Origin of the sequence: Brevibacillus brevis (genome assembly GCF_001039275.2) — a bacterium.
Classification (GTDB): Bacteria; Bacillota; Bacilli; order Brevibacillales; family Brevibacillaceae; genus Brevibacillus; species Brevibacillus brevis_C.
On record NZ_CP030117.1, the window covers coordinates 6,192,485 to 6,216,875 of the forward strand.

Consider the following 24,391-nt stretch of genomic DNA (forward strand, 5'->3'; position numbering starts at 1 on the left):
ATCGACTCACTCCTAGACGATGTAATCTACATATAAGGACTTGTTCACATTCGTTAACGAAATTTTGATGCGATCGTTTTTCTTCAGCTCTTTGCCTTTGCTTGCATCGAGTACACGTCCGGCCTTTTCGATTCGACAGCTCGAACGGTTTTCGATGATCAGCGTATCGTTTTTTCCTGGTAAAAAGATGACTTTCTCTGTCTCCGCAAACTCAGGGGCGAGCTGCAAGAGTTGGTGCAGCTTCACTTTTCCTTTGAACGCGTTCAGTTTCTTGTACTGCGGATTGGACTTTTCCCCTGTATCCTCATCCACGATCTCGATGGCGATTTGGCCCGCGAAGCCCTTGTTCGCCTTGCGATAGATCGACAGTGCGTACAAGCCTGCACCGATCAACAGGATGAGAACCACGGTACCTCCTACTACGGTCATCCATGGAAATGGTTTCGATTCTGCCGCAGGATCAGTGGTTGTGTTCGGCTTGCTCGCTCCAGAACCTGCTGTTTTCGCAGCGTCTACAAGGAATGGCTTTGTCTCCCGGTAAAAACTGGTGTCTTCTGCCTTGATTTTTATCTCGTACGTATGGTCAGACGGGATTGTAAAGCTGCCTTCGAACCCGCTGCCCGTATTGTTCAGGGCGACCTCATTCGTCTTATTGTCCGTCTTGTCATTGACGATTAATGTTGCCTTCATTTGTTTGTACAGATCAGGACTCGCTACCTTCTGTCCGTTTGAAACAAGTGCAGCCTTGATCGGTACGACATCGCCAGCTTTGAAGCTCTTGGCTGTGACTGGCTCCATCTCCAATTGCAGATCGTAGTTGAAGATGAGGTTAATATCGATTTTTTCCTTCGGGGCACCTTTTACCTGTAGCTTCCAATCGCCCTGCTGTGGCTTGACCAGCTTGATCATCGTGTACGCATTGGATTTCGACAGTCTGACCTGGTTGGAAGGAATTTGTACCTCCTTGCCAGCCGGATCGAACAGCTTCACTTCCACTGCTTTTTGCGACATGATCGAGATGTTGGCTTCCATGACGCTGCCATTCGGGATGGGGATCGGAATTTCCTGAGCCTGACCGTTTGCAACGAAGCTTTTCACCGGGACAACCTTCAGCTTCAGGTGATTCGCAAAGATTTCGCTCAAGATTTGCGGGAGCTTGTCCGCTGTGCTCGTTTCAAAAAATTTACCATTTGTCTCCGCAGCAATCTGCTGTAGTGTCGAGCGGTTAAGCTGACCGTCTGCGTTCAAGCCAATCGTGTAAATCGGATAGCCTTTGTCTTTGGCCTCTTTCACTGCTTGCTGTAGCTCTTGATCTGACTGTGCTTGGGTACGGCTTGATGCTTTGTTCAAATAGTTGTTTCCGTCTGCCAACAGCACGATAATCGGTGCATTGTTTGGATTGCGTCCTGCATCAAGGATTTTTACTGCTTCCGTTACCCCGACAGCGATATCGGTGTAGGCTCCTTTTTGCAGACTGTCGATGAAGGCTTTGATATCATTCTTGTCTTCTTCGGAATTAATCTCGAGCAGTGCTTTTTCCCGCTCGATCTTGTCGGTATAGGCCACTACACCAACCTTGTTCGCTTGGATCGATGTCATGTCGACGAACATTTTCATCGCTTCGTTACTGACTTTGTTCTTATCGCTTTGGGTCATGGAGTTGCTGACGTCCACGACCAGGACAGCGTCCATATTGTTTCCGCTCGTTTGCGCAAAGGCTGGGTGAGTGACGGAGAGGACACTGACCAAGAGCAGGGCGAGACATGCTACGTATCGACATAACATTCGGAATCGTATTATTTGCATAAGAGCTCCTTTTCTTGTTCGTTACAAAGAATTTGTGAGGTGTTGCAAAGAAAGTAAGACTATGACACTATTACCACTAGATTCAAGAAGTAGAAGACGGATGATAAAAAAGTACTAGAATGATTGCCCCTTACTCGTAATACGATACGACATGATTCTTTGTTACAGATTTCGACAACTTCGTTAGGAGAAATTTTATGTTAACTTACTTTCTGTTGTTTGCGGCTTTTTTGCTGCTAGCGGTCCGATTCCTCAAGCTGCTGCGACTGAAACGGCGCAATCTCTCCAACGCCGAAATCGATCAGCATCTTCATGCCTTACTGAATGAGAAGAGGGATTCGCCATGAGAAAACGAATCGGCGTACAATTTCGCAAAACCCGTAAAACCACTCATACGTATGAAAGAATTCAAGCGTGCACGCGATGCCATACATACCACGTCCTGTGGGAGACGCATTGTGAGACTTGCGGGAGCGCCTATATACCGATCCGCCAGGTTTCCCACGCTGTGACGCGCCGCTATGTGCAAACGCGCTTCTTGCTCTTGGGCTTGTTCGTCTGTCTTGCTGTCCTCTCTGCGGAGACCGTTTTGCAATTAGCTCTCGCAGGAGGTATTGGCTGTGTGTTGTTCGTCCTGTTTTTCGTGATGCAGAAAAAATATGGCACTTATGAAAGAGACGTACAATTCCAACACTTTTTGACGAGGGAAATGGAGACGATCAAGAAGTCACTCCTCCGTCATTTGGAGGAAGTGGGCAACGACGTCAAAGAAGGACATCTTAAGGAAGCTTATGAAAAAACGAGAGAGATCGGACATTTCATCGATTCCGATACGATCAAGATACGCAAGATCATGTTCCTCAATCATTACGTCCTGCGCAAAGACATGGAGCTGGAGCTCGAAACGCTCATCCCGTCTATGTACGACAAGGACTTCATGGAATATGTCCGCGAAGTCATCAAGGTCCAGCCTTCGCTCGTCAAAAATTCCGTGCTTACTTATGTTAGACGTTATAAAAATCAAATATTGTTGCTGGAAAACGGGGATCAGCTCATCGGTCAAGTGGCAGGTGCAGCGCTCCGCATGAAGTCTTATGTGGACGAGTATCAGGATCTGATTATCGAATTTATCGATTTTTTGCCTCGCGAGCGCCTTTTACGATTGGCAAAAATGGTACAAACCCATAAGGATGAAGGTTGGGAACAACTATATCATTCTACCAAAAACAGGGTAGATACGCATTACGCGTTTGACCCGGATTTCAAAGGCTTACTGTGAAGGAGGAGCCTTTTATGTTGCCTATCTCTCCCTATCATAGGTCCCTCTGGGTCCGTAATATTTTTCTCGGGCTCTTTGCCTTGGGCTTGATCGCCGTTCTGTTGAAGCTCGGATTCGGGTACAAGCAGATTGCGCTGTATAAACAGGCAAAGACGTTTTATGAGCAAAAGAACCTGCTGCAAGCCGAGAAAACCTTTTCTCGTGCACATGATATGGCTGTCCTGTCCTACGGCGATGACGAATGGAATTCCATCATGTTCCAACTTTCTTCTATCCGTACTGAGCTGGAGGGGCTTCAACAGCACTCGCACGCGGCCATTTCAGAAAAGAAGGTCGCAGAAATCGGTGCGGTCTATGAACACTATCAAGCTGTCAAAAAGAATTACCAGAATCAAAAAGACGTACCGGCGATGTTTTTCCAGCAATTGTCCGCTCATTTGGGTATGGATAAGAGCTTTTCCGATTATTACTTGAATGCCTTGCAAACAGCGAAGGCGCAGGCACAATCGAATCTCGAAAAGGAAAACTATCAGGACGAATCTTTCATTGAAACACTCCTTGCAGTTCCAGATGAGTACTATGGCGGCAAAAAGAAGAAGCAGGCTGAGCTCTCGGCCCTTTTCCAGAACTATGAAAAGACGAAGCTGCGGGCGCTGATCGCTTCGGCTTCTTTTGAAGAAGTCATCACCAAAACGGCTACAAGCATTCGCCATTACGAAAAACTGGGTATCGAGACAAATTGGTTAGTGGATCAGTTGGAAAAGTATGCGCTAGCTAAAATCAAGGAAGTCATCCGATCGAAGGATTTGAGTGCCTTTGTTGACATGGCAGCCGCCTATCGCAAAATCGAGGATGTGCTGTCCAGTGATTCACCTGTCCTTGATTCGATCACCCGCTATCTGGAAGGCAAGCTCAAGCAGGCAGAACAATACATCAAATCGTTCGAGTTCACCAAAGCGCGTGAATTGTACGAGCAGTTGAATCCGCTACAGGATACGGCTACGCTCCTGTCTGATCTGGAAAAGCTCTGGTTGGAATACGATCCAGCACGCTTATTGCAATTGAGATATCCAGACAGAACGTTCACTGACATGCTCTCCGGCACAGATCGCTGGGGAGCAAAGCTTTACGCATTTGGACTCTCTAACGCAGATCAACGTCTTTATTTTGCAGCGAAAATGCCAAATGACTCACTCCTCTATCTCGATCAACCGCTGGATGTGGACATGAAATCGGCTAAGGCTAAGATCGACGATACTCTCGGGAGTAAAGAAAAGCCTGTAATTATCGTGAGTGCTTCCGGCAAGGAACGTGCTAACGCCTACGCAGCATTGTCTCCGAATTTGACAAAAGAGTCACTCGATAAGCGCTTTTCGGTCGAGGCGGATGAACTCAGTGTAGAAGACTCCGAGCATGTGATCATGAAAAATACGGTAGGGAAAGGTGAAAACGAAATCGCTTTGTTCAAGCTCGAGGACAATGGCTTGGCTTACATCGAAAAGCTGGCTGATTTGGAGGAGAGTTCCGAAGAAACGACCGAGGTAACTGGGTCAGAAGACGCGACTTCCCCTGCCGACGGGTCGACAGAAGCGACAGATCAAACTCCCCCTGCCACTCAAAAAATCGATGTTTTCGCGGGTCCAGGTGAAGAATATGAGAAGATCGGTCAGGTAGTAGCAGATGGTTCCTTCCAAGTCATCGCAGATCTGAATGGCTGGTACCAGATTGTGTTTGATGGAAAAGAAGGCTGGATACGCGCTACCGAATCAACGCCATAATCAGTTTGCTGAATCAGGAGCTCCCCCTCGCGATCATGACACACCTTTTTTGATCGGCGTCAGGAGCTTTTTCTCATTTTTTCACATTGCGTTAGGTGTCAGATTCTTCTATAATCTATTCTTATTTTATAGTAGGCAAGGAGTGAGAAGAGATGTTTGGAATCGTTCATTATGAAGCATTTCTGATGACCGCCATCATGTTGAACCTGATACCCGGCTCAGACACGATGTACATCATCACCCGCAGCATTTCGCAAGGTAAACAGGCAGGTATTCTTTCGGTTCTCGGCATTTTGACAGGCTCACTCATTCACACACTCTTGGCTGCTTTCGGCTTGTCGCTCCTTTTGGCGCAATCCATCGTACTTTTTAACATCGTCAAAATATTGGGGGTCGCCTATCTCGTCTATTTGGGCATTCGCATGCTCATGACGAAGGAATCACCAGCTTTTGACGCAGCCGATTCCAAGAAACTGAAGGGTGAAAAGGTCTATCTGCAAGCGATCCTGACAAGTGTCACGAATCCAAAGGTCGCTCTGTTTTTCATCGCCTTCCTCCCGCAATTTGTGAGCGCGACGGAAGCCGGACCACTCCCTTTTCTTATTCTTGGCCTTACTTTTACCGTTACAGGTGGCATCTGGTGTAGTCTTCTCGCCCTGTTTGCTTCCTTCGCTACACAAAAATTGCGCAGTAATCAGAAGTTCTCTGTCATTCTCAACAAGCTGACGGGGATTGTTTTTATCGGGATGGGGCTGAATCTGTTGCGGGCGAAAGCGAATCCTTAGGAGGTTATCTATAAAAAAAATTATTTCAGTACTCGCACTCATTCTTTGCTTTGCTTTTTTACCTGTTCAAATGATTGAAGCGCATCCAGGCAGAACAGATGCAAATGGTGGACACACCTGTAGAACAAACTGCGAAAAATGGGGATTACAGTATGGAGAATATCACTATCACAACGGTGGCGGTGGTTCTTCTAACAGCCAAGTGAAAAAATTGGCTCCTCCAAAACCATCGGCCCCCCGTACACAACCTAAAATACTACCTTCGAAAACAATTGTAGCCGTAGACAATGCTAACGTTTATTCTGCTCCATCCCTTGACTCTGTCGTTACTGCAACCCTATGGTATGGTTTTGAAATCAAAGCATCAGGTACACAGCCGGAATTCATCTCTATGGATCAAGGATACGTTTCTAAAACAGTGGTCACCTCCTATACACCGATCACTCCTAAGACTGTCAAAATTCAAGGAGAGAAAGGCTACTTCTTCTCGACCCCTTCGCTAGAAAGTCCAGGCAGAGGCTACGCTGTCAAAGATGCACTTGTTCAAGTAGTCGGTGAACGTGGAGATTGGTATTACGGCTCCACCATTGATGCAAACGGGAACGTCTTAGTTGGATTTGTTTCAAAAAGCGTCGCCTATTAACCATAGAATGAAGACCGAAAAAGCCAGTCAGGAGATTCTTTCTCCTCTGGCTTTTTTCATGTTCAGAAATTGTTTAGGTCGAAAGATTATGATACTTCTAGGCATTTTTTCACAATTGGAACAGTGGTGAATCTGTTGTTCCCGACTAGCAAGATTTATACAACGAAGAATGACTCGCTGAAAAATTTTAGTGTAACTAAAAATTAAGACAAGGGAGGAAAGATGAATTGAGTTAACGGTGCGAAAAGGGAGTTGAAGAATGTGCGAGTGCTGTTAAGTGCTGGGTTTATCCTGGCAGGCTTATTCCTCCTTTTCTATCCTCAATGGGAAACGGCGGTATCTGCACAAAAGCAAGAACAGCTCATCGAAGCGTTCGAACAACTGAGCAACGTCAGCCAGCAAATAGAAACGGCTGCATCCGAGGAACGACCAACCCCTCAGATACAAGAGCCGCTCGCTATGTTGGAAGGTGCCAGAGGCGTGATTCGGATTCCCAAAATTGATCTGGAAATGATGATTTTTGAAGGCGCGGACAAGCATGCCTTGAGTAAAGGGGTTGGCCTGATCGAGCCAGACAAGGAATTCGGTGTGAACAATGTTGGACTGGCAGGTCATCGCGGGATTACTCACGGTAAGCAATTCAATCGCTTGGACGAACTAGCACCTGACGATGAGATTGAGATCAAGACCAAAGCGGCAACCTACCAATTCGTTGTCGTGAAAGCCTTTGTCGTAGATCGTACACAAGTAGAAGTTCTAGAGGATCAAAAGAAGCCATTGATCACCTTGGTCACATGCACCCCTGTTGGAGCAAAAGATCCGAAGGACAGACTGATCGTTCAAGCTGAATGGAAACAAGCGACTTCATCTCAGCCCTAACACTTCCTAACTGAAAGACGGAATGAGCTAGTTTTTATTTAGTACAGGAGGAGCATATGCAAAGGAAATCTTGGATCGTTGTGGTGGCACTTTTGCTCATCATCCAAAACTTTTTCGGTTTCACGACAACCTCGTATGCCCAAACACAAGGTGAGGTTGTCATTGAGACTAGTGGGGAGCCGGGCACAGGCGACCCTACTGATCCGGGCACAGGAAATCCTACCGATCCGGGCACAGGAAATCCTACCGATCCAGGCACAGGAAATCCTACCGATCCAGGCACAGGAAATCCTACCGATCCAGGCACAGGAAATCCTACCGATCCAGGTACAGGAAATCCTACCGATCCAGGTACAGGAACTCCTACCGATCCAGGTACAGGAAATCCTACCGATCCGGGCACAGGAAATCCTACCGATCCAGGCACAGGAAATCCTACCGATCCAGGCACAGGAAATCCTACCGATCCAGGCACAGGAAATCCTACCGATCCAGGCACAGGAAATCCTACCGATCCAGGCACAGGAAATCCTACCGATCCGGGCACAGGAAATCCTACCGATCCGGGCACAGGAAATCCTACCGATCCGGGCACAGGAACTCCGACTACTCCGCCGGGCACGGGAAATCCGACTACGCCACCTGTTGAACCACCAGTTCCTCTACCAGAGGTACCGGTACCAGTTCCAGACCCTGAAGACAACATCATCAAAGACAACATCATCACCAGCGTAGTCATGAAGGACAAAGACGGAAACAACATCGAAGACATCCGCCCCGATCAGGGCTCGCGTGTTCAAGTTGATTTCACTTGGCAAATCCCTGCTGGACATCCTTATTCAGAAGGTGCCACCTTTACCTTCCCTCTCCCAGACAAGTTTCGGACCGATCGTGATTTGACCGGAGATCTGAACGGAGGCTACGGCACTTATGAAGTGACAACAGACGGCACTGTCACCTTCACTTTCAGTGATGCCATCAATGACGGCGCAGAGATCAATGACGGAACGTTCTTTGTGTGGCGGGAATTCGATGAGAAAAAGTTTGAGGGCGGCACAAGACAGGAAATCGATTTCAAATTCGATGGCATCGCCCCGATCTCTGTCCATTTCAAAGGCAAAAACAACAATGAAATCGACAAGAACGGAAAAGCAAACAAGGGCATGAATCCTAGCTATCTCGACTGGACCGTCGATTTTAACTTGAGTGAAAATCCGATTAAAGGCGCTGTCTTTACGGATGAGCTTCCAAGCGGTCTGGATATCGACATGAGCTCAATTAAGGTCTTCCCATTAGAAGTTCAATTGAATGGCTCTGTTCATCCAAAGGCAGAGGTAACCACCTTCACTCCTGAGAAATTAACAGAAGGAAACGGGTTCAAAATGAACTTTGGCGACATCGACGGTGCTTATCGCATCGCGTACAAGACCAACGTCACCGGTACGACAGATACAACCTACACGAATAAAGCCACTGTCACAGGAACGAACCTTCCAAAGGATTTAATCGATTCCGCGAATGTCTCTGTCCGGTTCAGCCAGCCTTTGAACAAAAAAGCAATTGGCTATGATTACAACAAACAAACGATCACCTGGGCTATTCAGTACAACTACAATGAAAAACTGATCAAGCAAAGCGATGCATGGCTCGAGGATCGATTCGATACGAGTCATCAAGAGCTCGTGAATGGTTCCTTTACCGTTCATAAAATGACCATCGGTGACAACGGAAACGGAACAAAAGACGGGGCTGCCATCACAGAGTACAACGTAACCCCATCGCCTACCGGCTTCCGCTTGGAGTTTGGCCATGACGTGTCGGCTGCTTACGAAATCACCTACCAAACCAAAGCCAAAAATCGGGTCCACCAAGACAGCTACCTCGTAAAAAATGAAGTAGAAATCTATGATGGAACCAAAAAAGATGCATCCAAAGAGATCAATCAAGCAATCTTCTGGAAAAACGCAAAAAAAGAAAAAGTGAACTACCTGGATAAAACGATCGAATGGACGCTTAGTCTAAACGAAGACAATCAGGTGATGGATGAAGTCGTCATTACCGACAGTTATGCGGGTCAAGGACTCACTCTTCTTCCTGACAAAGTAAAAATCAACGATTGGACAAAGGATTTGGAAGAAGGTCCTGACAAAGACTACAGCATCTCTCCGAATCCAAAATACGAAGACGGATTCAAGATCACCTTCCATAAACCAGTCACAAAAGGTCTAGTCATTACGTACCTGACGAAGTTCGATCCTACTTCCAAGGACCGTCCATCCGTGTACCAAAACAAGGCCGAACTGAACTGGAAGGAAAACGGGAAACCACAAGACCCTATCACGAAATCCGCTACTGTTAAACCAGACAACTACACTAACAATAACGGCAACAAAACAGGTACATACGACGCCCGCACAAAAGAAATCACGTGGACAATCGATGTGAACTACAACCTTCACAAGATTAACAACGCGATCATCCGGGATTTTTATACCGGAGAACAGACTTTTGTGAAAGACTCGTTACGAGTGCATAAGCTGCTGCTTACAGGTGGAGCAGACGGCGTGAAAGTGGTCGAAGGACCAGTTGTTCCTATCAAATTCGACCCACTAACCAACGGTTTTGAGCTCCATCTTGGAGAGATCGACTCTGCCTATCGCATCACGTACACAACCAGTTTGGCTAATCTGCCTGTCGGAGAAGTGTACGAAAACAATGCCACTATGCATGATAGTGACATAACAGGCACTCCACTCTATAAAGGCAAGACGTCCGTCAGACCGAAATACGGTGGGGAGTACGTCCTCAAAACAGGCGTACAAGGTACAGGAGCAGATTCAGAGTATGCAACATGGACTGTAAAAATCAATCCGAGCCAGTCTCATATTTCGGCAGGTGCTGTTTTAACCGATACCCTGTCAAGCAATCAAATCCTGATGAAAGACTCCTTCAAACTCTTTACGACAACCGTCTCTGAATCCGGTGCTTTGGCTATCGGAAAAGAAATGGCCTCCGAGGACTACACGCTAGAAGTGGTCGGCAACACCTTTAAACTGACTTTCAAAAACGATCTGCACACTGCCTACATCCTGGAATACCGTTCCTTTATCAATGCTGATCATGGTGAGGTCATCAAAAACGAAGCCTCCTTTGCAGGGAAAACAGTGGTAGGGAAAGGCAAAGACGGACAAGAGGGTATCAAAGTCAGCTTGTCCGGTGCTGGTGGCGGAGCCAGCACACCTGGTAAAGGCGACTTAAAAATCGTCAAAACAGATGCAGATACGAAAAAAGCATTGGCAGGCGCCACGTTTGGTCTGTACGACAAAGCAGGGAAAACCTTGCTGGAAACAGTCGTGACTGATGAAAATGGCATTGCCACCTTAAAAGGCTACAAATTTAAAGCCTACAAGCTAAAAGAACTATCCGCTCCTGTTGGCTACGTCATCGCAGACGAGTACAGAAACGGAAAAGACATTACCTTAAAAGCTCCTACAGGTGCTGACCCTGCTGTTCCAGTTACAATCGAAATAACCGTCGACAACAAGCTGCTCCGTCAAGGATTTGAGTTAACCAAAGTTGACGCGGAGAATGCTGGAAAAACGCTGGAAGGCGCTGTCTTCAATCTACAGGTTGAAAAGAGCGGAGCATACGAAACGATCACTGAGCTGACAACCGGCTCTGACGGAAAAGTCTCTAAAGGCGATCTGGCAGAAGGAAACTATCAGCTAGTCGAAACGAAAGCTCCGAAGGGATACAAGCTGGATGCGACTCCTATTTCATTCAAAATCGCCTCCAACCAGACAGAAATTGTGACCCTTACGAAAAAGAACGCCAAAAATATCGGGTCCGTTCAATTGCTGAAAGTGGACCACTACACCAAAGAACCACTACCTGGCGTAACCTTTGAGCTTCAAGATGCTGACGGGAAAGTACTGCAAAGTGGACTCACAACGGATAAGGACGGTATCCTTCTCCTCGAGAACCTGAAAGCAGGATTCTACCAGCTCGTGGAAACTAAAGCTATTGCTGATTATGAGCTTGCTGAACCACTGAAATTCGAAGTGACAGAGGAAGGCACGACCTCTCTCACGTTGACCAACAGATTGAACCCAGGATCTGTGAAACTGACCAAAATAAGAAAGGGATACCCAAATCATAAGCTCACAGGAGCTGAATTTACGCTCCGCGATGAAAATGGTCAGGTAACCAAAGACAAGAACGGTCAAGAGCTGACAAAGCTGACAACTGATGCAAACGGTGAACTTCTAGTCGAAGGCCTAAACCCTGGCAAGTATGAGTTTATCGAGACAAAGGCTCCTACTGGTTATGTAATAAACAGCAAGCCAATTGCTTTCGAGATTAAACGAAACCAAGTAGTTGGCGAGCATGTGCTTGTTACTGCCGAAAATGACGTAACCTCTAGTGGAGGCGGCGGTGGTGGTGGCGGCGGAAATCCTGAGCCAAAACCTGAACCGGAGCCCGAAAAGCCAGAGCCGAAGCCAGAGCCTGAACCAGAACCAAAACCAGAGCCCGAACCGGAAAAGCCAGACAAACCAGATAAACCGGATAAACCAGACAAACCGGATAAACCAGACAAACCGGATAAACCAGACAAATCTAGCAAACCGGATCAGCCTGGCAAACCGGATCAGCCTGACAACTCAGACCAACCTGGCAACCCGGACCAACCTGGCAACCCGGTCCAACCTGGCAACCCAGACCAACCAAGCACTCCTGATGCAAACAACAACAACACTACGAACCCCAACACATCAGGAGAGTTGAATCAAACAGGAAATACAACCAAACCGAACGATTCAGGAGCTGCTAATAACTCCAACGTCTTGGAAACCAGCAACGAATCTCCATCTACAGGCAAAGTATTGCCGCAGACTGGCGAACAGGCTAACCCAATCCCGATCGTTGCAGGTATCGTTTCGATCTTGATCGGTATGTCGATCATGTATCGCAGAAACAAAAAAGCATAGCTCATCTAAAGGACCAAGTCCAGGGGATTTCCCGGCTTGGTCCTCTTTTTTCCCTACTCTAGCAACTGCCGGAGTAGCGGTTCACTTTTATACAAAATCTCCAGATGTGTCGCCTCTACGTAATACCGCTCACCTTCCAGCGCAAATACACTGTTTGCCATGACACTCCCATCCCCAGCGTCACTATTGATCGAACCCACTACTCTGCCATCGACCCATTTATCGGGAGACAGCGAAGGGACTGTTCGCAGGTAATGAATCGTTTCGTGTCCGATGCCAGCTACTAGCGTGACGCGAATATTGCGGGCTGCGATAATTCCCATCGTTGCGTTCAAGTAGTCCATGTATTGATTTTTCACGACAATCTGTTCATAAGGTACGAAGGCTTCGACCCCCTGTGTTTTCTCCAGCAAATAATCGCCATATGCTGCTGACGGGGTGAGATCAAGGAGACTGGGAAAATGTCTGTGAATAGCTTGTATACGATGAAAAGGGATGCTTTGCTCCAAATAAGCCAGATATACATTCATGTATAGCTCTACGACATTTCTTTTGGCAGAAACGGAGCGCGGCAGCTTCCCTCCTGCCCAATAGCTGTAGGCGACAGGCGATCCGGCGTTGGGAGTCGCAAAAATGAGCAGCTGATCCACATCGTTTTGGTAAAATTCGCTCTGGACATAGGCTCTAGCAACAAGGCCCCCCATGCTATGGCAAATGAGATTGACATAAGGGGAACCGGTCGTTTGCCTCGCTCGCTCGATGACAGGCAGCAAAAAGCGCTCGGCTGAAATATCGATCTGCCTTCGCCAATCATAAAAAGCTACAAATAATTGTTCATTGAGGGGGTACCCCATTTTTCCAAGCAAACGGATAAATGGCTCGTAAGCGGTTCGGGCAAACCCGAAGCCCCAGTCACCAGTACCCGGAATAATTTGATCACTCATCGACCCAAACAGCCCCGGAACAAAAACAATCGGTGCCTTTTGCGCAAGAAAAGAACTCATGCTTGCACTCCTCTCCCTCCCTTTTGTCCCATGTCCAGAAGGAAAACAACATATGCTTTTGCCTATGCCAGAGCAGCTTGGGTGGTTCCCTTGCTTCGATGAGCCTCGTCATTTTTTGCCGAAATGGAGCGAATCGTTACAATTATCTTCCCACTTGAGCGAAACAAAGCGATATAATAAAGCGTCTAACGAATTGGCTAATGTAGTAAGCAAATCTATACTTGTCGGAGGATTGGCAAAAATGAAGGTACGCAAGTGGTTTATGCTTTTGCTAATGTTCGTACTATGTATTCCAACGATGGGGATATCCGTGCAGGCCGCGCAGACATCCTCTGGCATCAGCATCTATTTGGACGGGCAACAAATCAAAAGTGACGTCGCTCCGTACATTGTTCCAAAAGCAAATGTAACGATGGTTCCTATGCGAGTGATCGGTGAAAATCTGGGAGCGGAAGTAAATTGGGAGCCAAAGTCTCAAACCGCAACGATCAGTAAGCAAGATACCTTGTTGTCCCTGAAGGTTAATCAAAAGAACGCTCTCGTGAACAACAGCAGCGTCCCACTCGATGCTTCTGTTCAGAACAAGCAAGGAAGAATCATGGTTCCGCTGCGTTTTGTCTCCGAGCAATTGGGTCTTGCGGTAAACTGGGAAGACAAAACAAGAACCATTCGCCTGCAAAGCGGCAACGTCGCTACCATGACTCCGCCACCCCAGGATGTATTGAGTGAAACTGGCGGAATGGAACCAGCCACACCTGTCGTGACAAACGGAGATTTGCGCGGGGTATGGATATCTACGGTCTACAATTTGGACTGGCCATCTTCCGGTTCTTACACAAACCCAGCGAAACAGCAACAAGAATACATACAACTGCTCGATGAGCTGCAGGCCATGGGAATGAACGCTGTTTTCGTGCAAGTGCGTCCATCTGGAGATGCGCTGTATCCTTCTACACTCACCCCATGGTCGAGATTTTTGACGGGAACCCCGGGGAAAGATCCTGGCTACGACCCGCTTGCATTCATGGTAGAAGAAACGCATAGACGCGGGATGCAATTCCATGCTTGGTTCAACCCGTTCCGTGCCACTACGGATGCCAAAACAGATCAATTGCCAGCGAATCACGTGATCAAGCAGCACCCTGACTGGATTGTGAATGCCAACAAAAAGCTATACATCAATCCGGGTATTCCGGCGGCACGTCAGCAAATTATCAATGAAGTAATGGAAGTCGTGCAGCGCTACGACATCGATGGCGTCCATTTGGATGATTATTTCTATCCTTCCAATGTCGCCTTTGCAGACGATGCAGCATTCAAGGCTTACAACAGCAAAAAAATCGTGTCCAAAGCAGACTGGCGCCGCGATAATATCAATCAGTTTGTTCAACAATTGAATCAGTCCATCAAGAGCGTCAAGCCTCACGTTCAGTTCGGGATCAGTCCATTCGGTGTATGGCGCAACAGCAACGTCGATCCAACCGGCTCCGATACAAAAGCTGGCGTTACTGCGTATGACCACATGTTTGCCGATGTGCGCACATGGATTCAACAAGGCTGGATCGATTATGTAACTCCGCAAATTTATTGGAGCTTTTCCTTCGCCCCTGCCCAATACGACAAGCTCGTTACGTGGTGGGCAAACGAAGTACAAGGGACGAACGTCAAGCTTTACATCGGTCATTCCCCTTACAAGCTGGGAACGGCTGAAGCTGGCTGGCAGAGTGCCCAGGAGATTATCAACCAGTTGAATTACAACGCGATGGTTCCTCAGGTTCAGGGCAGCATTTTCTTTAGTGCCAAGGACTTGCGGAAAAATCCATTAGGTCTGCTCCCAGCTCTTAGCAGCTATTACAACCGCTAGATAAATAGCAAAAACCCCCGAATACTCGTAGCAGGGCAAACTTGCTACATGTGTTTCGGGGGTTTTTGCTTCTACGTTCATTTTTCTACAATAACCTGAGTTGCGCTTCCAAGGAGATCGGATCATTATTGGTGAACGGCTCGATGTTCCTTCGTCCACGCTTTCGATACCATCCAGCTTCCCTTTAAAATACGGGTTTCCCATAGCATGGTCCGAGATACCTAGGGGGGGTGGGACTGTGGATGGTGAGTTATGTCCTGCTTATTTAGTTACTTTGTGAAGACCAAACAGCATGAGGACATCATTATCGCTGGTCTCATACTCTTTTACTTCACCTTTAAAGGAAGTTTCTTTGACAATAATCTTGCTGCCTGTCGCATTTGGTTTCATTTCGATGATATGTGAAGATAGATTAAGATCATCTGCCTTGATACCTAACTTTTCGGAGAGATCTTTAACCGTAGCCTTGAAATCACCTAATTTACTGTCTTTAATGGTTACTCCCTGGCCATCCTCAGAAAAAACGAAAGAAATTCTTAGGTCCAGGTTACTTTTTTCCGTTACGTTTGCTTTAGCATCTGCTGTTGTGGTTGCATACGGTATAACCGTACCAATCACCCCGGTAAGTAACAAAGCTGATGCAGTTGTCATCCATTTCTTTTTCATTGGTCTCGCTCCTTTTCATTTCCTTTTTTGTGTGCAAGTAAATCTCTTACCTGCTAAATCTAGGGTAAGAGGAAATATTAAACAAAATCGTGGGGTAAAACTAAAATTTTCCTTAATTCATCGCGCATTCTTGGTTCTCTGAGATACACTTCACAATTCGCCACAAAAAATGCCGCGAAGCATGTTCGCGACATTGGTAGCTTTATTTTTTCGGCATCATGGCATTTACAAACTCACTGATGTTTCCTTTACTTAATACGTCTCCAGTCGCGACTACTTCATACTGCATTTTCTTTCCAGCATACTCCATCACCCACATGATGCTCTTGTCAGTCCGGTCTTTTTTGGCTTCCTCTGTATAAAGCACCTCGATTTGTCCTACTTTGACTACCTCTTTTTTCTGTTGATCCAGATTGGCTACATAAGTTGTACTTCCTTCTACTCCCTCATAATTCGTGATGTTCAAATTAATATAGCTTTCTCCAGATTGATATGTCGTGTACAGATACTCCAATTCATTTGTCCACGCTAACGGCTGCATGACGTATTCTTTCTTCTCTTTTTCCGCCTGCTGATACAAGGCAGCTTTGTCATATTCGTTCTTGATGCCAAACTCGAGTCGGGCATCCAAAAAAGCATGGCGTCCTGGCAAAGTTTCTGGCAAGAATATCTGCTCTCCCACTTTCTGTTGAACATCAGCCAAAGTCTTATAATCAAATGGAGCCGTCATCGTCACGATTTGTTTTTGAGGATTGTGAGGAACGATGTAGACAGCTGCGACAGTTCCCGGCTCCATATTATCCTCGATTTCCCAACGTTTATTTAAAAAGGCATCCATTTCTTGATCTGGCTCTTTTACTGTTTTGGCGCCTGATTCTTTTACATCTTTCTCTTGATACAACACCTCTCCTTGCGGGCTCTTCAACTGATAGAATTGAACAGCAGCATACCCCGACGAAATACTTGCGATTAATCCGATCGCAACCAAAATACTCACCTTGTATTTCACAAAAAATCTCTCCTTCTCTCGTTTGATTTTTGTCATCACCTGATGGCTAATGTCAATCTCCTGCGGGATGCGCGGGTCGTTGAACAGGTCCTTAATACTCTCGTGCGATTTGTTTGGACTCATCGTGAGCTGACCCTCCCTTCCCTAAAGGAGAATAAGCGGATCGGAACTTCGATGCCGTACGCTCGAATTTTTTGCGCAGACTCGCAGCGTTTTTGTTCATGATCAAGGAAATTTCCTCGTACGTCTTTTCTTCCACGCCTCGCAGTAAGAGAAGCGTTCTTTCCTCTACCGAGAGTGTCTGCATCGCAAGAAATACATCCTCACTGAAATAAACATTTTCAATATGCCGCTCGATGTCAGATTGAGAGTCTTTGTTCTGCATCAAAAATGGTAACATCTTTGTCCATTTCCTTTTTCTGATGAGATCGATGCAATGGTGATAGGCTATTTTATAAAGCCAAGCTGCGAACGGCATGGTTGGACTGTATTGTTTCAAGTTGCGATAAGCCTTGAAGAAGACCTCCTGTGTAGCATCCTCCGCTTCGCATCGATTCCCCAAGATGTGATAGCAGTAGTGAAATATCGGGGTTTGGTAGCTTTTCATGATGGCAGCATAGCGGTCATCTGCTCCCTGAATGATCTCATCCACGAGTTCTTCTATCTGTTTCGTGTCCACTCTCTCCCTCCTTCCAACTGGTATAACGTACCACATCACCCTGTATGTGACATCGCGTGCAAAAAAAATGCCGCGAAGCAAATTCGCGACATGTGAAAGCCTTATTTTTTGCCGAGCTCCGGCTTGTCTTGGTAAAAGAAATTCGGCGTATGGATTGTGTTGTCGTACTGACTATGGAAAATGTGTGTAGCTGTTCCGGAGATCGGCGGAACCAGCCATGTCCAGTCACCAGTAACGGGTCGACCACATTTCTCTTCTCTTTCCTCAAATCGCTTGAATTGCTGGCTCGCCGTATGGTGATCGACTATCGATACTCCTTTTTCCTTGAAGGAATGCAGGACGGCTACGTTCAGCTCGATAAGCGCTTTGTCTCTCCACAGTGTCGCTTCCCTGCTCGTATCAAGCCCCATGACCTCTGCGACCTTTGGCAGCATGTTATATCGTTCTTGGTCAGCGAAATTGCGCGCGCCTATCTCCGTTCCCATGTACCAGCCGTTAAAAGGCGCGGCCAAATAGTCGATACCGCCAATCTCCATGCGCATATTCGAAACAATAGGAACCCCATACCATTGCAATTCCATATCAGCAAAGCCCGGCAAATCGGGATGCACGATCGGCACCTCCAAGACCAGCTCCTGAGGAATCTCAAAAAACTGCGGCGTCCGATCTCCAATCTGCACGACAAGCGGTAAAACGTCGTAGTTTGTGCCTTTCCCTTGCCATCCCAAGCTCTCACATAGCTTCGTCAACGAAAGCGAAATCGGGTCACCCAGTACGCCGTACTCTGTCTCGTATCCCGCGTAGCGAATCAGTTGGTCATTCCAGATGCGCATGGGAGCTCTGCCTGCCACAGCAGGTGCAAAAACCGTGATGGTCGGGCGAATTTTACCGTCATTGGTGGCAAATTCGATGTGGCGGAGCATGGCCTGCGCCATCTCTTCTTCTGTTTCGACGTGCCGCTCATCTATCACAAGTAACGATTCCCAAAAGAATCGCCCAATACATCGATTGCTATTGCGCCAGGCCATTTTCGCTCCGTGACGAAGCTCCTCGGCCGTATGCTCATAGTATCCCTGCTGGTGAATCATCTCTCGTACTTCTTGCAGCCGTTGCTCGGTTTCGTCCGTTGTCTTGTCCAGTTCACGATAGCATGTCCGGATAAATTGCTCTGCCGCTTCCATCAGTTGAATTGGTTCCATATTACCCTCTTTTCACGCTGAAGGGTGTCACTTCGCTGTTATTTTCTTCATCGTAGAATTTTGTTACCTACATTATAAAATTACTCGGGCTTGATTACCAATCATGTAGGCATATGGACACATATCTGTAAGAAACATGGACGAAAGAAAAGACAGGTGCATTCACACCTGTCCATTCTCCTAAACTGTCATATGGTGATTCCACATCTCCGACTTACTCAACGAAACAGCATCTGCTCCACCCTTCAACGCTTCGTTGACCTGCTCCATATTCCAAATCAACCCGCCCAAAATAATCGGCTGCGACAAATGCTCCTTGATATAAGAAATAATAGAAGGCGCTATCCCCGGCATGATTTCAATCGCATCTGGCTGGTTTTCCAAGACGTTTTTGATGGTCGTCGTGAGGGAGGTCGAATCGATCAAAAAGACTCGCTGGATCGTCAGCATCCCTTCCTTTTTGGCTGCGCGAATCATCGGTCCTTTGGTAGTGACAATGCCCGTTGGTTGGATATAGGTCGACAAGAAACGAAAAGCCTCCTTGTCATTGGACAGGCCATTCATGAGGTCTGTGTGCAAAAAGATCGGCTTGCTAGACTGACGGATGGTCTCGGCTTCCTCCATCAGCTTGGTCAGCTTTCCGTACATCAAAAGGATCGCGCATGCCCGGGACGCCATCGCCTCTCCCAAGCGATCCTGTTCGGTCGCCGCAATAACCGGATTCGTTTTCAAAATCGTATGCATGTCCATGTTATTCGCCTCCTGCCCTCAGTAGCCGTTCCACACTTACCTCAGCGCAGCCAAGCTGCTTTGTCTCTACCACCCAATGACCCGCGAATCCGTTGTCTTTTAATAGAGACAGGATCGATTCGAATGGGATCGTTCCATCGCCTATTGCCAAATGATCGTCCAGCTTGCCAAAGTTATCACTCAGGTGAAGAGCGGATAAATAAGGAAGCACCTCCTGCAATGCATCGATCGCATATCCCGGACGAATCAAATGAGCATGGCCTACGTCGTACACGATCCCCACGCGAGATGAGTTTACATGACGGCATATACGCACGAGATCCTCGACGTTCCACCCCAGCACTTTTGGATAAGGAGGAACATTTTCGACCGTCAGTATGGTTTTACCCTCTGCGGACAGCTCGGAGGTCAACACGCGGAGTGCCTGACTCACATTTTCCACACCTCTGGCACGCTCGCCTTCCGCGAGTCGATCTTCTACCTCCCCCGCATGCATCACGACGTGGGTGCAGTCGAGAAAGCTGGCAATCTCCAGGCAGCGTTTCATCGTGTCCATTGTTTGATCCCGGGTTGGTCCTGTATCCGCCGCCAGATTGCAGCCACTAATCGGTGCATGAATCGACCAGGCAATCCCTCTCTCGTCTCCCAGCTTCTTCAACTCTTTCAACTGCTCCCAGGACCAGTCCAAGAGGTCGGCATGATTCTCTTCACACATAATCTCGATGCCCTTCCAATCATGCTGCAAAAGCTGAAAAATAGCATTGCGCAAGGACAGATCAAATAACGCATAAGTGGATACGGCAAACGAGCTTTTGTCTCTCATCTTTCATGACCCTCCCTCTTATTTCACGCCGGAGTGGATGAAGCTGTTGATAAACTGCCGCTGGAACAACAAAAATGCCAGCAACAACGGGAAAATCACCATGACCGTCGCTGCACTTACCTCGGCCCACTGCGCCCCTGTCTCAAACGATTGGGCAAAAATCGCCAGACCGACTGTCAACGGGCGATTTTCCACGGAATTCGTAATAATCAGCGGCCACATGAAGTTGTTCCAATGGTAGCTGACCGAGACCAAACCAAACGCAATGTAGGTCGGCTTCGCTAACGGAACGTACACTCGCCACAAAATCTGGAACCAGGAGCAGCCTTCCATCCGTGCCGCCTCCTCCAGCTCGTGCGGGATTGTCTTGAAGGTTTGTCGCAATAGAAAGACCCCGAAGGCTGAAGCGAAGTACGGCAGCATAATGCCGATTTTCGTATCCAGTAAAGACAAGTCACGCAGGACGTTATAGTTGGGGAAAATCAAGATATCTGCCGGGACCATGAGCTGGATCAGGAACAGGACAAACAGCACATCCTTCCCCCAAAATTGCAGCTTCGCAAAGGCATAGGCAGCCAGTGTAGCCGTAATCATTTGCGCCACCAAAATACCAGTCACGATCAAAAAAGTGTTGATGTAGTACTGGTCAAAGGGCGCTGCATCCCACACCTTCGCAAAGTTATCGAGTGTAAAATCTGTACTGAACGACCACGAAGTCGCCAGCTCTCTCGGGCGAAAGGAAGTCCAGACCGCCCAGAGCAAAGGAAACAACCAGAGAACGGCCAAGCCGTACATTCCAGCCGTTGTGATTTTGCGAAGCATCTGCCATCCCACCCTTAGTTGTAATGAATCTTTTTATCCATACCAAAAAACTGAAATGCAGCGACTAACAGCAGCAGCACGACCATGACAATCGTCAATGCCGAAGCCATTCCTTGATCCCAGAAAGAAAACGCCGTCTCGTATATGTAGTACAGCAAGAGATTGCTGGCATTATCCGGTCCGCCTTTGGTCATGATCACCAAATGATCAACCAGCTTGAAAGAGTTGGTGAAGGCGATAATACTGACAAACATCGTCGTTGGCATAAGCAGCGGAAAGGTGATGCGGCGAAAAACCGTCCACGATGATGCCCCTTCCATGGAGGCGGATTCGTATAGCTCCTGTGAAATGTTTTGAAGCCCGGCCAAATAAAAGATCATGAAATAGCCCGCTTCCTTCCAAATGACCATGAAGATCATCGCCCACATCACATTTTTCTGATCGCCGAGCCAGTTCATGTCGCCTTTTCCGAACCACTCCATCACATGACTAAGTGCTCCGTACTCCGGTGTGTAAATAAACAGCCAGATGTTCGCCACGGCAATCATCGGAACAACTGTCGGGTAAAAATAAGCCGTGCGGATAAAGCTCTTCCCTCGTAATGCCTTGTTGGCGAACAGAGCCATAGCTAGCGCGAGAGCCACACTCGTCGGCACCGTTCCGATGGCAAACCAGATATTATTGGTCAGCACCTTCCAAAACACTTCATCTTCCACCATTTGTTTATAATTATCTATCCCGTTAAAAAACGGCTCTGGAGAACCCAGATCCGCTTGATGAAAACTGAGTATGAACGTTTGTATAACCGGATAGAAGGTAAACAAGAGCAGGAAGATGAGGGAGGGAAGGAGCAAGAGCCAGGCGTACATGTTCACTTTCCATTTTGCGCGTAGTTCCCCCATTGTCGCTCCCCCATTGCCTTGCTTGATTTATTTGTTAAACGGCGCCAGCATCTTGTCCGCTTCTTCCTGCGCTTTTTTCAATGCTTCCGCAGGCTCGGATTGACCAGTGATCACGGATTGTAGCGTGTCGTTCAAGAGCTTTGTCACTTTGCCGTTATTGTGTGTAGACAGCTCAGCATGACCGAATTCCAGTTGGTCGCGAGCCACTGCTGCTGCCGGGAAGTCCTTGACGTATTGCTTCATCGCCTCTTCTTCATAAGCAGACTTGCGTGTAGCAACATAACCTGTATCAACACTCCACTGTGCAGCGCGCTTAGGCTCGGTCATAAAGCGAATGAACTTCCATGCCGCTTCCTGTTTCTTTGCATCCGTTCCTTTAAACATGTAGAAGTTTCCGCCACCTGTCGGGCTGCCGTAGTTCTTTTTCGCTGGCAAAAACGCTACGCCAAAGTCAAACTTCGCGCTTTTCTTCACGTTCGTCAGGTTCCCTGTCGTATGGAACATCATCGCCGTTTTGCCTTCCAAGAAATCAGACGGTACAGTCGCCCACTCGTTGACACCTTCAGGCATGACTTGATGCTTTTTGGACAAATCTACCCAAAATTGCAGAGCTTCTACATTTTCTGGCGTATCAAAAAACACTTTTTTCCCATCTTCGGACATCAAGTTCTTGCCGTTTTGCAGGGCCAACGCTTGGAACATCCAATATGTGAAGCTCGAGGAAGGAATCTCAACACCGTAACGTCCGTCCTTTTTCAATTTGGCCGCGTACGAAACCAGCTCGTCCCATGATGTCGGCGGCTTTTCCGGATCAAGCCCGACTTCCTTGAACGCGTCCTTGTTGTAATAGAGCACGATGGTGCTGCGCTGGAATGGAATGCTGTATGTCTTGCCGTCTACTTGGGAATTCGCCAAGAATCCCGGGAAGAAATCATTTACGTAGTCGCTGCCGCCATCCTTGGCAATGAAGTCGTCCATCGGAAGGATTGCATCCATATCCATCATCGTATGCAGCTCAGTCGAGAGCATCACCGCTACGTCGGGAGGAGTTTTGCCCTGTACAGCTGCCTGTACTTTTGTCGTCGTATCCTGATAGCTGCCCGTATAGACCGGTTTGACTGTGATATCTGGGTTTTCTTTGTTAAATTCCTCTGCCATACCATCCACGATCTTGGTCAAAGGACCGCCAACCGCGACCGGATAATAGAAGGACAGCTCTGTTTTACCTGATGAATTGGCTCCTTGCGCCGCGTTGTTCGTGGACGAAGAATTACCACTGGAGCAACCCGTGATCAGACTCATACTCATAACGACCGCAAACAAGCTTTTGACAACTTTACGCATCGCAGTACCTCTCCCTTTTCTTTTCTCAATTAGTCGTAACTGCTAGATTTTTTCCGGTTTCTCCTTCAAACACGTTCACCTGAGCTGGATCAAAACGAACATGCATGGTTTCGCCTCGTTTGCAATGCCATTGCCCGTTCCATTTGGCCTTCCACAGCTTGTCTCCCACGGTGAATTCCACAATGGTCTCAGAACCGAGAATCTCTACTCCCTGCACAGTGACAGGGAATTGGCAGGAAGCATCAACAGATTGCCCTTCAAGGGCGGGTTGAAGTGACTCTGGACGCAAACCGAGAACGACCGGGGTCTGGTCCTTGATACCGTGAAACATAGGAAGTGGCAAAAAATGCTGACCTGCCAGCTCAATTCCTGCTTGATCGCCTGCCCGCCAAATGGCAGGTACCGTATTCATCGGGGGTGCCCCCGTAAACTCCGCCACGAACAAATTCGCTGGATGGTTGTAAACGTCGAGCGGTTTTCCGACTTGCTGGACCTCGCCGTCGCGCAGGACCATCATGCGGTCTGCCATCGTCATCGCTTCCACCTGATCGTGCGTCACGTAAATCATCGTGATGCCCAGCTCTTGCTGCAAGCGACGGATTTCCGTGCGCATGTGCCCGCGCAGCTTGGCATCCAGATTGGACAAAGGCTCGTCCATCAGGCAGATAGGGTGCTGACTGACGATAGCCCTTCCGAGTGCAACACGCTGTCGTTGTCCCCCGGATAATTCCTTCGGCTTGCGTTGCAAAAGATGCGCGATACCCAGCATCTCTGCTACACGTTCCAACCGCTTGCCCTGCTCCGCTTTGTCTACTTTTCGAACCTGCAAACCAAACAAAATATTATCTTTTACCGTCAAATGCGGATAAAGTGCGTAATTTTGAAACACCATGGAGATGTTTCGCCCGCTCGGAGGGACTTGGTTCATCGGCTTGCCGCCAATCAACAGCTCTCCCGTGCTGATCTCCTCCAGCCCGGCAATCATGCGCAGTGTGGTTGATTTCCCACAACCAGAAGGCCCTACCAGCACGAAAAATTCTCCTGGTAGAATACGAGCACTCACTTCATTGACTACCTTCTGGCCCCCATACATCTTGGAAATGCGCCGCAATTCCACTTCAGCCACGACTTTCCCCCCTGAACCTCTCGCTGTTTTTTACGTATCACTCGA

At 47.7% G+C, this 24,391-nt stretch carries 20 protein-coding genes; 8 read left to right on the forward strand and 12 right to left on the reverse strand.

Annotated features, from left to right (window positions below; genetic code table 11):
- Positions 1–12: 12 nt before the first annotated feature.
- Complete coding sequence (locus AB432_RS29320; RefSeq protein ID WP_048035306.1) at positions 13–1,806, reverse strand: vWA domain-containing protein; 1,794 nt, start codon at positions 1,804–1,806, stop codon at positions 13–15.
- A gap of 197 nt (positions 1,807–2,003) precedes the next feature.
- Between AB432_RS29320 and AB432_RS30920 the strand changes: the two genes are divergently transcribed.
- From AB432_RS30920 to AB432_RS29350, 7 genes are all read left to right on the forward strand, one after another.
- On the forward strand, positions 2,004–2,153 hold the full coding sequence (locus AB432_RS30920) for a hypothetical protein (protein WP_007724683.1): 150 nt from the start codon (positions 2,004–2,006) through the stop codon (positions 2,151–2,153).
- A complete protein-coding gene (locus tag AB432_RS29325) occupies positions 2,150–3,085 on the forward strand; it encodes a hypothetical protein (RefSeq protein ID WP_048035307.1) in 936 nt (311 codons plus the stop codon). Before AB432_RS30920 ends, AB432_RS29325 begins: the two co-directional genes overlap by 4 nt.
- A gap of 14 nt (positions 3,086–3,099) precedes the next feature.
- Positions 3,100–4,863: an SH3 domain-containing protein gene (locus AB432_RS29330; RefSeq protein ID WP_048035308.1), complete on the forward strand. Its 1,764-nt coding sequence runs from the start codon at positions 3,100–3,102 to the stop codon at positions 4,861–4,863.
- Positions 4,864–5,015: 152 nt separating this feature from the next.
- On the forward strand, positions 5,016–5,648 hold the full coding sequence (locus AB432_RS29335) for a LysE family translocator (protein ID WP_048035309.1): 633 nt from the start codon (positions 5,016–5,018) through the stop codon (positions 5,646–5,648).
- A 10-nt stretch (positions 5,649–5,658) separates the two neighbouring features.
- Complete coding sequence (locus tag AB432_RS29340; protein ID WP_048035310.1) at positions 5,659–6,291, forward strand: YHYH domain-containing protein; 633 nt, start codon at positions 5,659–5,661, stop codon at positions 6,289–6,291.
- Positions 6,292–6,552: 261 nt separating this feature from the next.
- Entirely contained in the window at positions 6,553–7,170 is a 618-nt protein-coding gene (locus tag AB432_RS29345) for a class D sortase (RefSeq protein ID WP_048035311.1), read from the forward strand.
- A gap of 56 nt (positions 7,171–7,226) precedes the next feature.
- Positions 7,227–12,158, forward strand: a complete 4,932-nt coding sequence (locus AB432_RS29350) for a collagen binding domain-containing protein (protein ID WP_113732298.1) — start codon at positions 7,227–7,229, stop codon at positions 12,156–12,158.
- Between the two features lie 53 nt (positions 12,159–12,211).
- Here the strand turns inward: AB432_RS29350 and AB432_RS29355 are convergent, their stop codons facing one another.
- Positions 12,212–13,162: a lipase/acyltransferase domain-containing protein gene (locus AB432_RS29355; RefSeq protein ID WP_048035313.1), complete on the reverse strand. Its 951-nt coding sequence runs from the start codon at positions 13,160–13,162 to the stop codon at positions 12,212–12,214.
- A 241-nt stretch (positions 13,163–13,403) separates the two neighbouring features.
- Between AB432_RS29355 and AB432_RS29360 the strand changes: the two genes are divergently transcribed.
- A complete protein-coding gene (locus AB432_RS29360; protein ID WP_048035998.1) occupies positions 13,404–15,026 on the forward strand; it encodes a family 10 glycosylhydrolase in 1,623 nt (540 codons plus the stop codon).
- A 261-nt stretch (positions 15,027–15,287) separates the two neighbouring features.
- On the opposite strand, the gene AB432_RS29370 is transcribed toward AB432_RS29360, so the two are convergent.
- The 10 genes from AB432_RS29370 to AB432_RS29415 all read right to left on the reverse strand — a co-directional run bounded on the left by AB432_RS29370 (position 15,288) and on the right by AB432_RS29415 (position 24,346).
- Positions 15,288–15,692 (reverse strand): hypothetical protein, encoded by a 405-nt coding sequence (locus AB432_RS29370; RefSeq protein WP_048035314.1) that lies wholly within the window; start codon positions 15,690–15,692, stop codon positions 15,288–15,290.
- 202 nt (positions 15,693–15,894) lie between these two features.
- Positions 15,895–16,824, reverse strand: coding sequence for a hypothetical protein (locus AB432_RS29375; protein ID WP_048035315.1), 930 nt, complete (start codon positions 16,822–16,824; stop codon positions 15,895–15,897).
- The gene (locus AB432_RS29380) at positions 16,793–17,380 is read right to left on the reverse strand and encodes an RNA polymerase sigma factor (RefSeq protein ID WP_048035316.1); all 588 of its coding nucleotides are present in this window, start codon (positions 17,378–17,380) and stop codon (positions 16,793–16,795) included. The genes AB432_RS29375 and AB432_RS29380 overlap by 32 nt, the downstream gene beginning before the upstream one ends.
- A 101-nt stretch (positions 17,381–17,481) precedes the next feature.
- On the reverse strand, positions 17,482–18,579 hold the full coding sequence (locus AB432_RS29385) for a nitric oxide synthase oxygenase (protein ID WP_048035317.1): 1,098 nt from the start codon (positions 18,577–18,579) through the stop codon (positions 17,482–17,484).
- A gap of 180 nt (positions 18,580–18,759) precedes the next feature.
- Positions 18,760–19,329, reverse strand: a complete 570-nt coding sequence (locus AB432_RS29390) for a glycerol-3-phosphate responsive antiterminator (RefSeq protein ID WP_048035318.1) — start codon at positions 19,327–19,329, stop codon at positions 18,760–18,762.
- Between the two features lies 1 nt (position 19,330).
- A complete protein-coding gene (locus tag AB432_RS29395; protein ID WP_048035319.1) occupies positions 19,331–20,152 on the reverse strand; it encodes a sugar phosphate isomerase/epimerase family protein in 822 nt (273 codons plus the stop codon).
- Positions 20,153–20,170: 18 nt separating this feature from the next.
- Positions 20,171–20,974 carry a carbohydrate ABC transporter permease gene (locus tag AB432_RS29400; protein ID WP_048035320.1) on the reverse strand — a complete coding sequence of 268 codons (804 nt, stop codon included), beginning with the start codon at positions 20,972–20,974 and terminating at the stop codon, positions 20,171–20,173.
- A 14-nt stretch (positions 20,975–20,988) separates the two neighbouring features.
- Entirely contained in the window at positions 20,989–21,876 is an 888-nt protein-coding gene (locus AB432_RS29405; RefSeq protein ID WP_007717821.1) for a carbohydrate ABC transporter permease, read from the reverse strand.
- Positions 21,877–21,903: 27 nt separating this feature from the next.
- Positions 21,904–23,220 (reverse strand): ABC transporter substrate-binding protein, encoded by a 1,317-nt coding sequence (locus tag AB432_RS29410; protein ID WP_048035321.1) that lies wholly within the window; start codon positions 23,218–23,220, stop codon positions 21,904–21,906.
- Positions 23,221–23,245: 25 nt separating this feature from the next.
- Positions 23,246–24,346, reverse strand: a complete 1,101-nt coding sequence (locus tag AB432_RS29415) for an ABC transporter ATP-binding protein (RefSeq protein ID WP_048035322.1) — start codon at positions 24,344–24,346, stop codon at positions 23,246–23,248.
- Positions 24,347–24,391 lie beyond the last annotated feature (45 nt).

Excerpts from the sequence above, each read along its gene's own strand:
- AB432_RS29400 (WP_048035320.1), bottom strand. The coding sequence starts at position 20,974 with ATGCTTCGCAAAATCACAACGGCTGGAATGTACGGCTTGGCCGTTCTC.
- AB432_RS29405 (WP_007717821.1), bottom strand. The coding sequence starts at position 21,876 with ATGGGGGAACTACGCGCAAAATGGAAAGTGAACATGTACGCCTGGCTC.
- AB432_RS30920 (WP_007724683.1), top strand. The coding sequence starts at position 2,004 with ATGTTAACTTACTTTCTGTTGTTTGCGGCTTTTTTGCTGCTAGCGGTC.
- AB432_RS29350 (WP_113732298.1), top strand. The coding sequence starts at position 7,227 with ATGCAAAGGAAATCTTGGATCGTTGTGGTGGCACTTTTGCTCATCATC.
- AB432_RS29330 (WP_048035308.1), top strand. The coding sequence starts at position 3,100 with ATGTTGCCTATCTCTCCCTATCATAGGTCCCTCTGGGTCCGTAATATT.
- AB432_RS29360 (WP_048035998.1), top strand. The coding sequence starts at position 13,404 with ATGAAGGTACGCAAGTGGTTTATGCTTTTGCTAATGTTCGTACTATGT.
- AB432_RS29375 (WP_048035315.1), bottom strand. The coding sequence starts at position 16,824 with ATGAGTCCAAACAAATCGCACGAGAGTATTAAGGACCTGTTCAACGAC.
- AB432_RS29385 (WP_048035317.1), bottom strand. The coding sequence starts at position 18,579 with ATGGAACCAATTCAACTGATGGAAGCGGCAGAGCAATTTATCCGGACA.
- AB432_RS29335 (WP_048035309.1), top strand. The coding sequence starts at position 5,016 with ATGTTTGGAATCGTTCATTATGAAGCATTTCTGATGACCGCCATCATG.
- AB432_RS29355 (WP_048035313.1), bottom strand. The coding sequence starts at position 13,162 with ATGAGTTCTTTTCTTGCGCAAAAGGCACCGATTGTTTTTGTTCCGGGG.
- AB432_RS29320 (WP_048035306.1), bottom strand. The coding sequence starts at position 1,806 with ATGCAAATAATACGATTCCGAATGTTATGTCGATACGTAGCATGTCTC.
- AB432_RS29410 (WP_048035321.1), bottom strand. The coding sequence starts at position 23,220 with ATGCGTAAAGTTGTCAAAAGCTTGTTTGCGGTCGTTATGAGTATGAGT.
- AB432_RS29370 (WP_048035314.1), bottom strand. The coding sequence starts at position 15,692 with ATGAAAAAGAAATGGATGACAACTGCATCAGCTTTGTTACTTACCGGG.
- AB432_RS29325 (WP_048035307.1), top strand. The coding sequence starts at position 2,150 with ATGAGAAAACGAATCGGCGTACAATTTCGCAAAACCCGTAAAACCACT.
- AB432_RS29395 (WP_048035319.1), bottom strand. The coding sequence starts at position 20,152 with ATGAGAGACAAAAGCTCGTTTGCCGTATCCACTTATGCGTTATTTGAT.
- AB432_RS29390 (WP_048035318.1), bottom strand. The coding sequence starts at position 19,329 with ATGGACATGCATACGATTTTGAAAACGAATCCGGTTATTGCGGCGACC.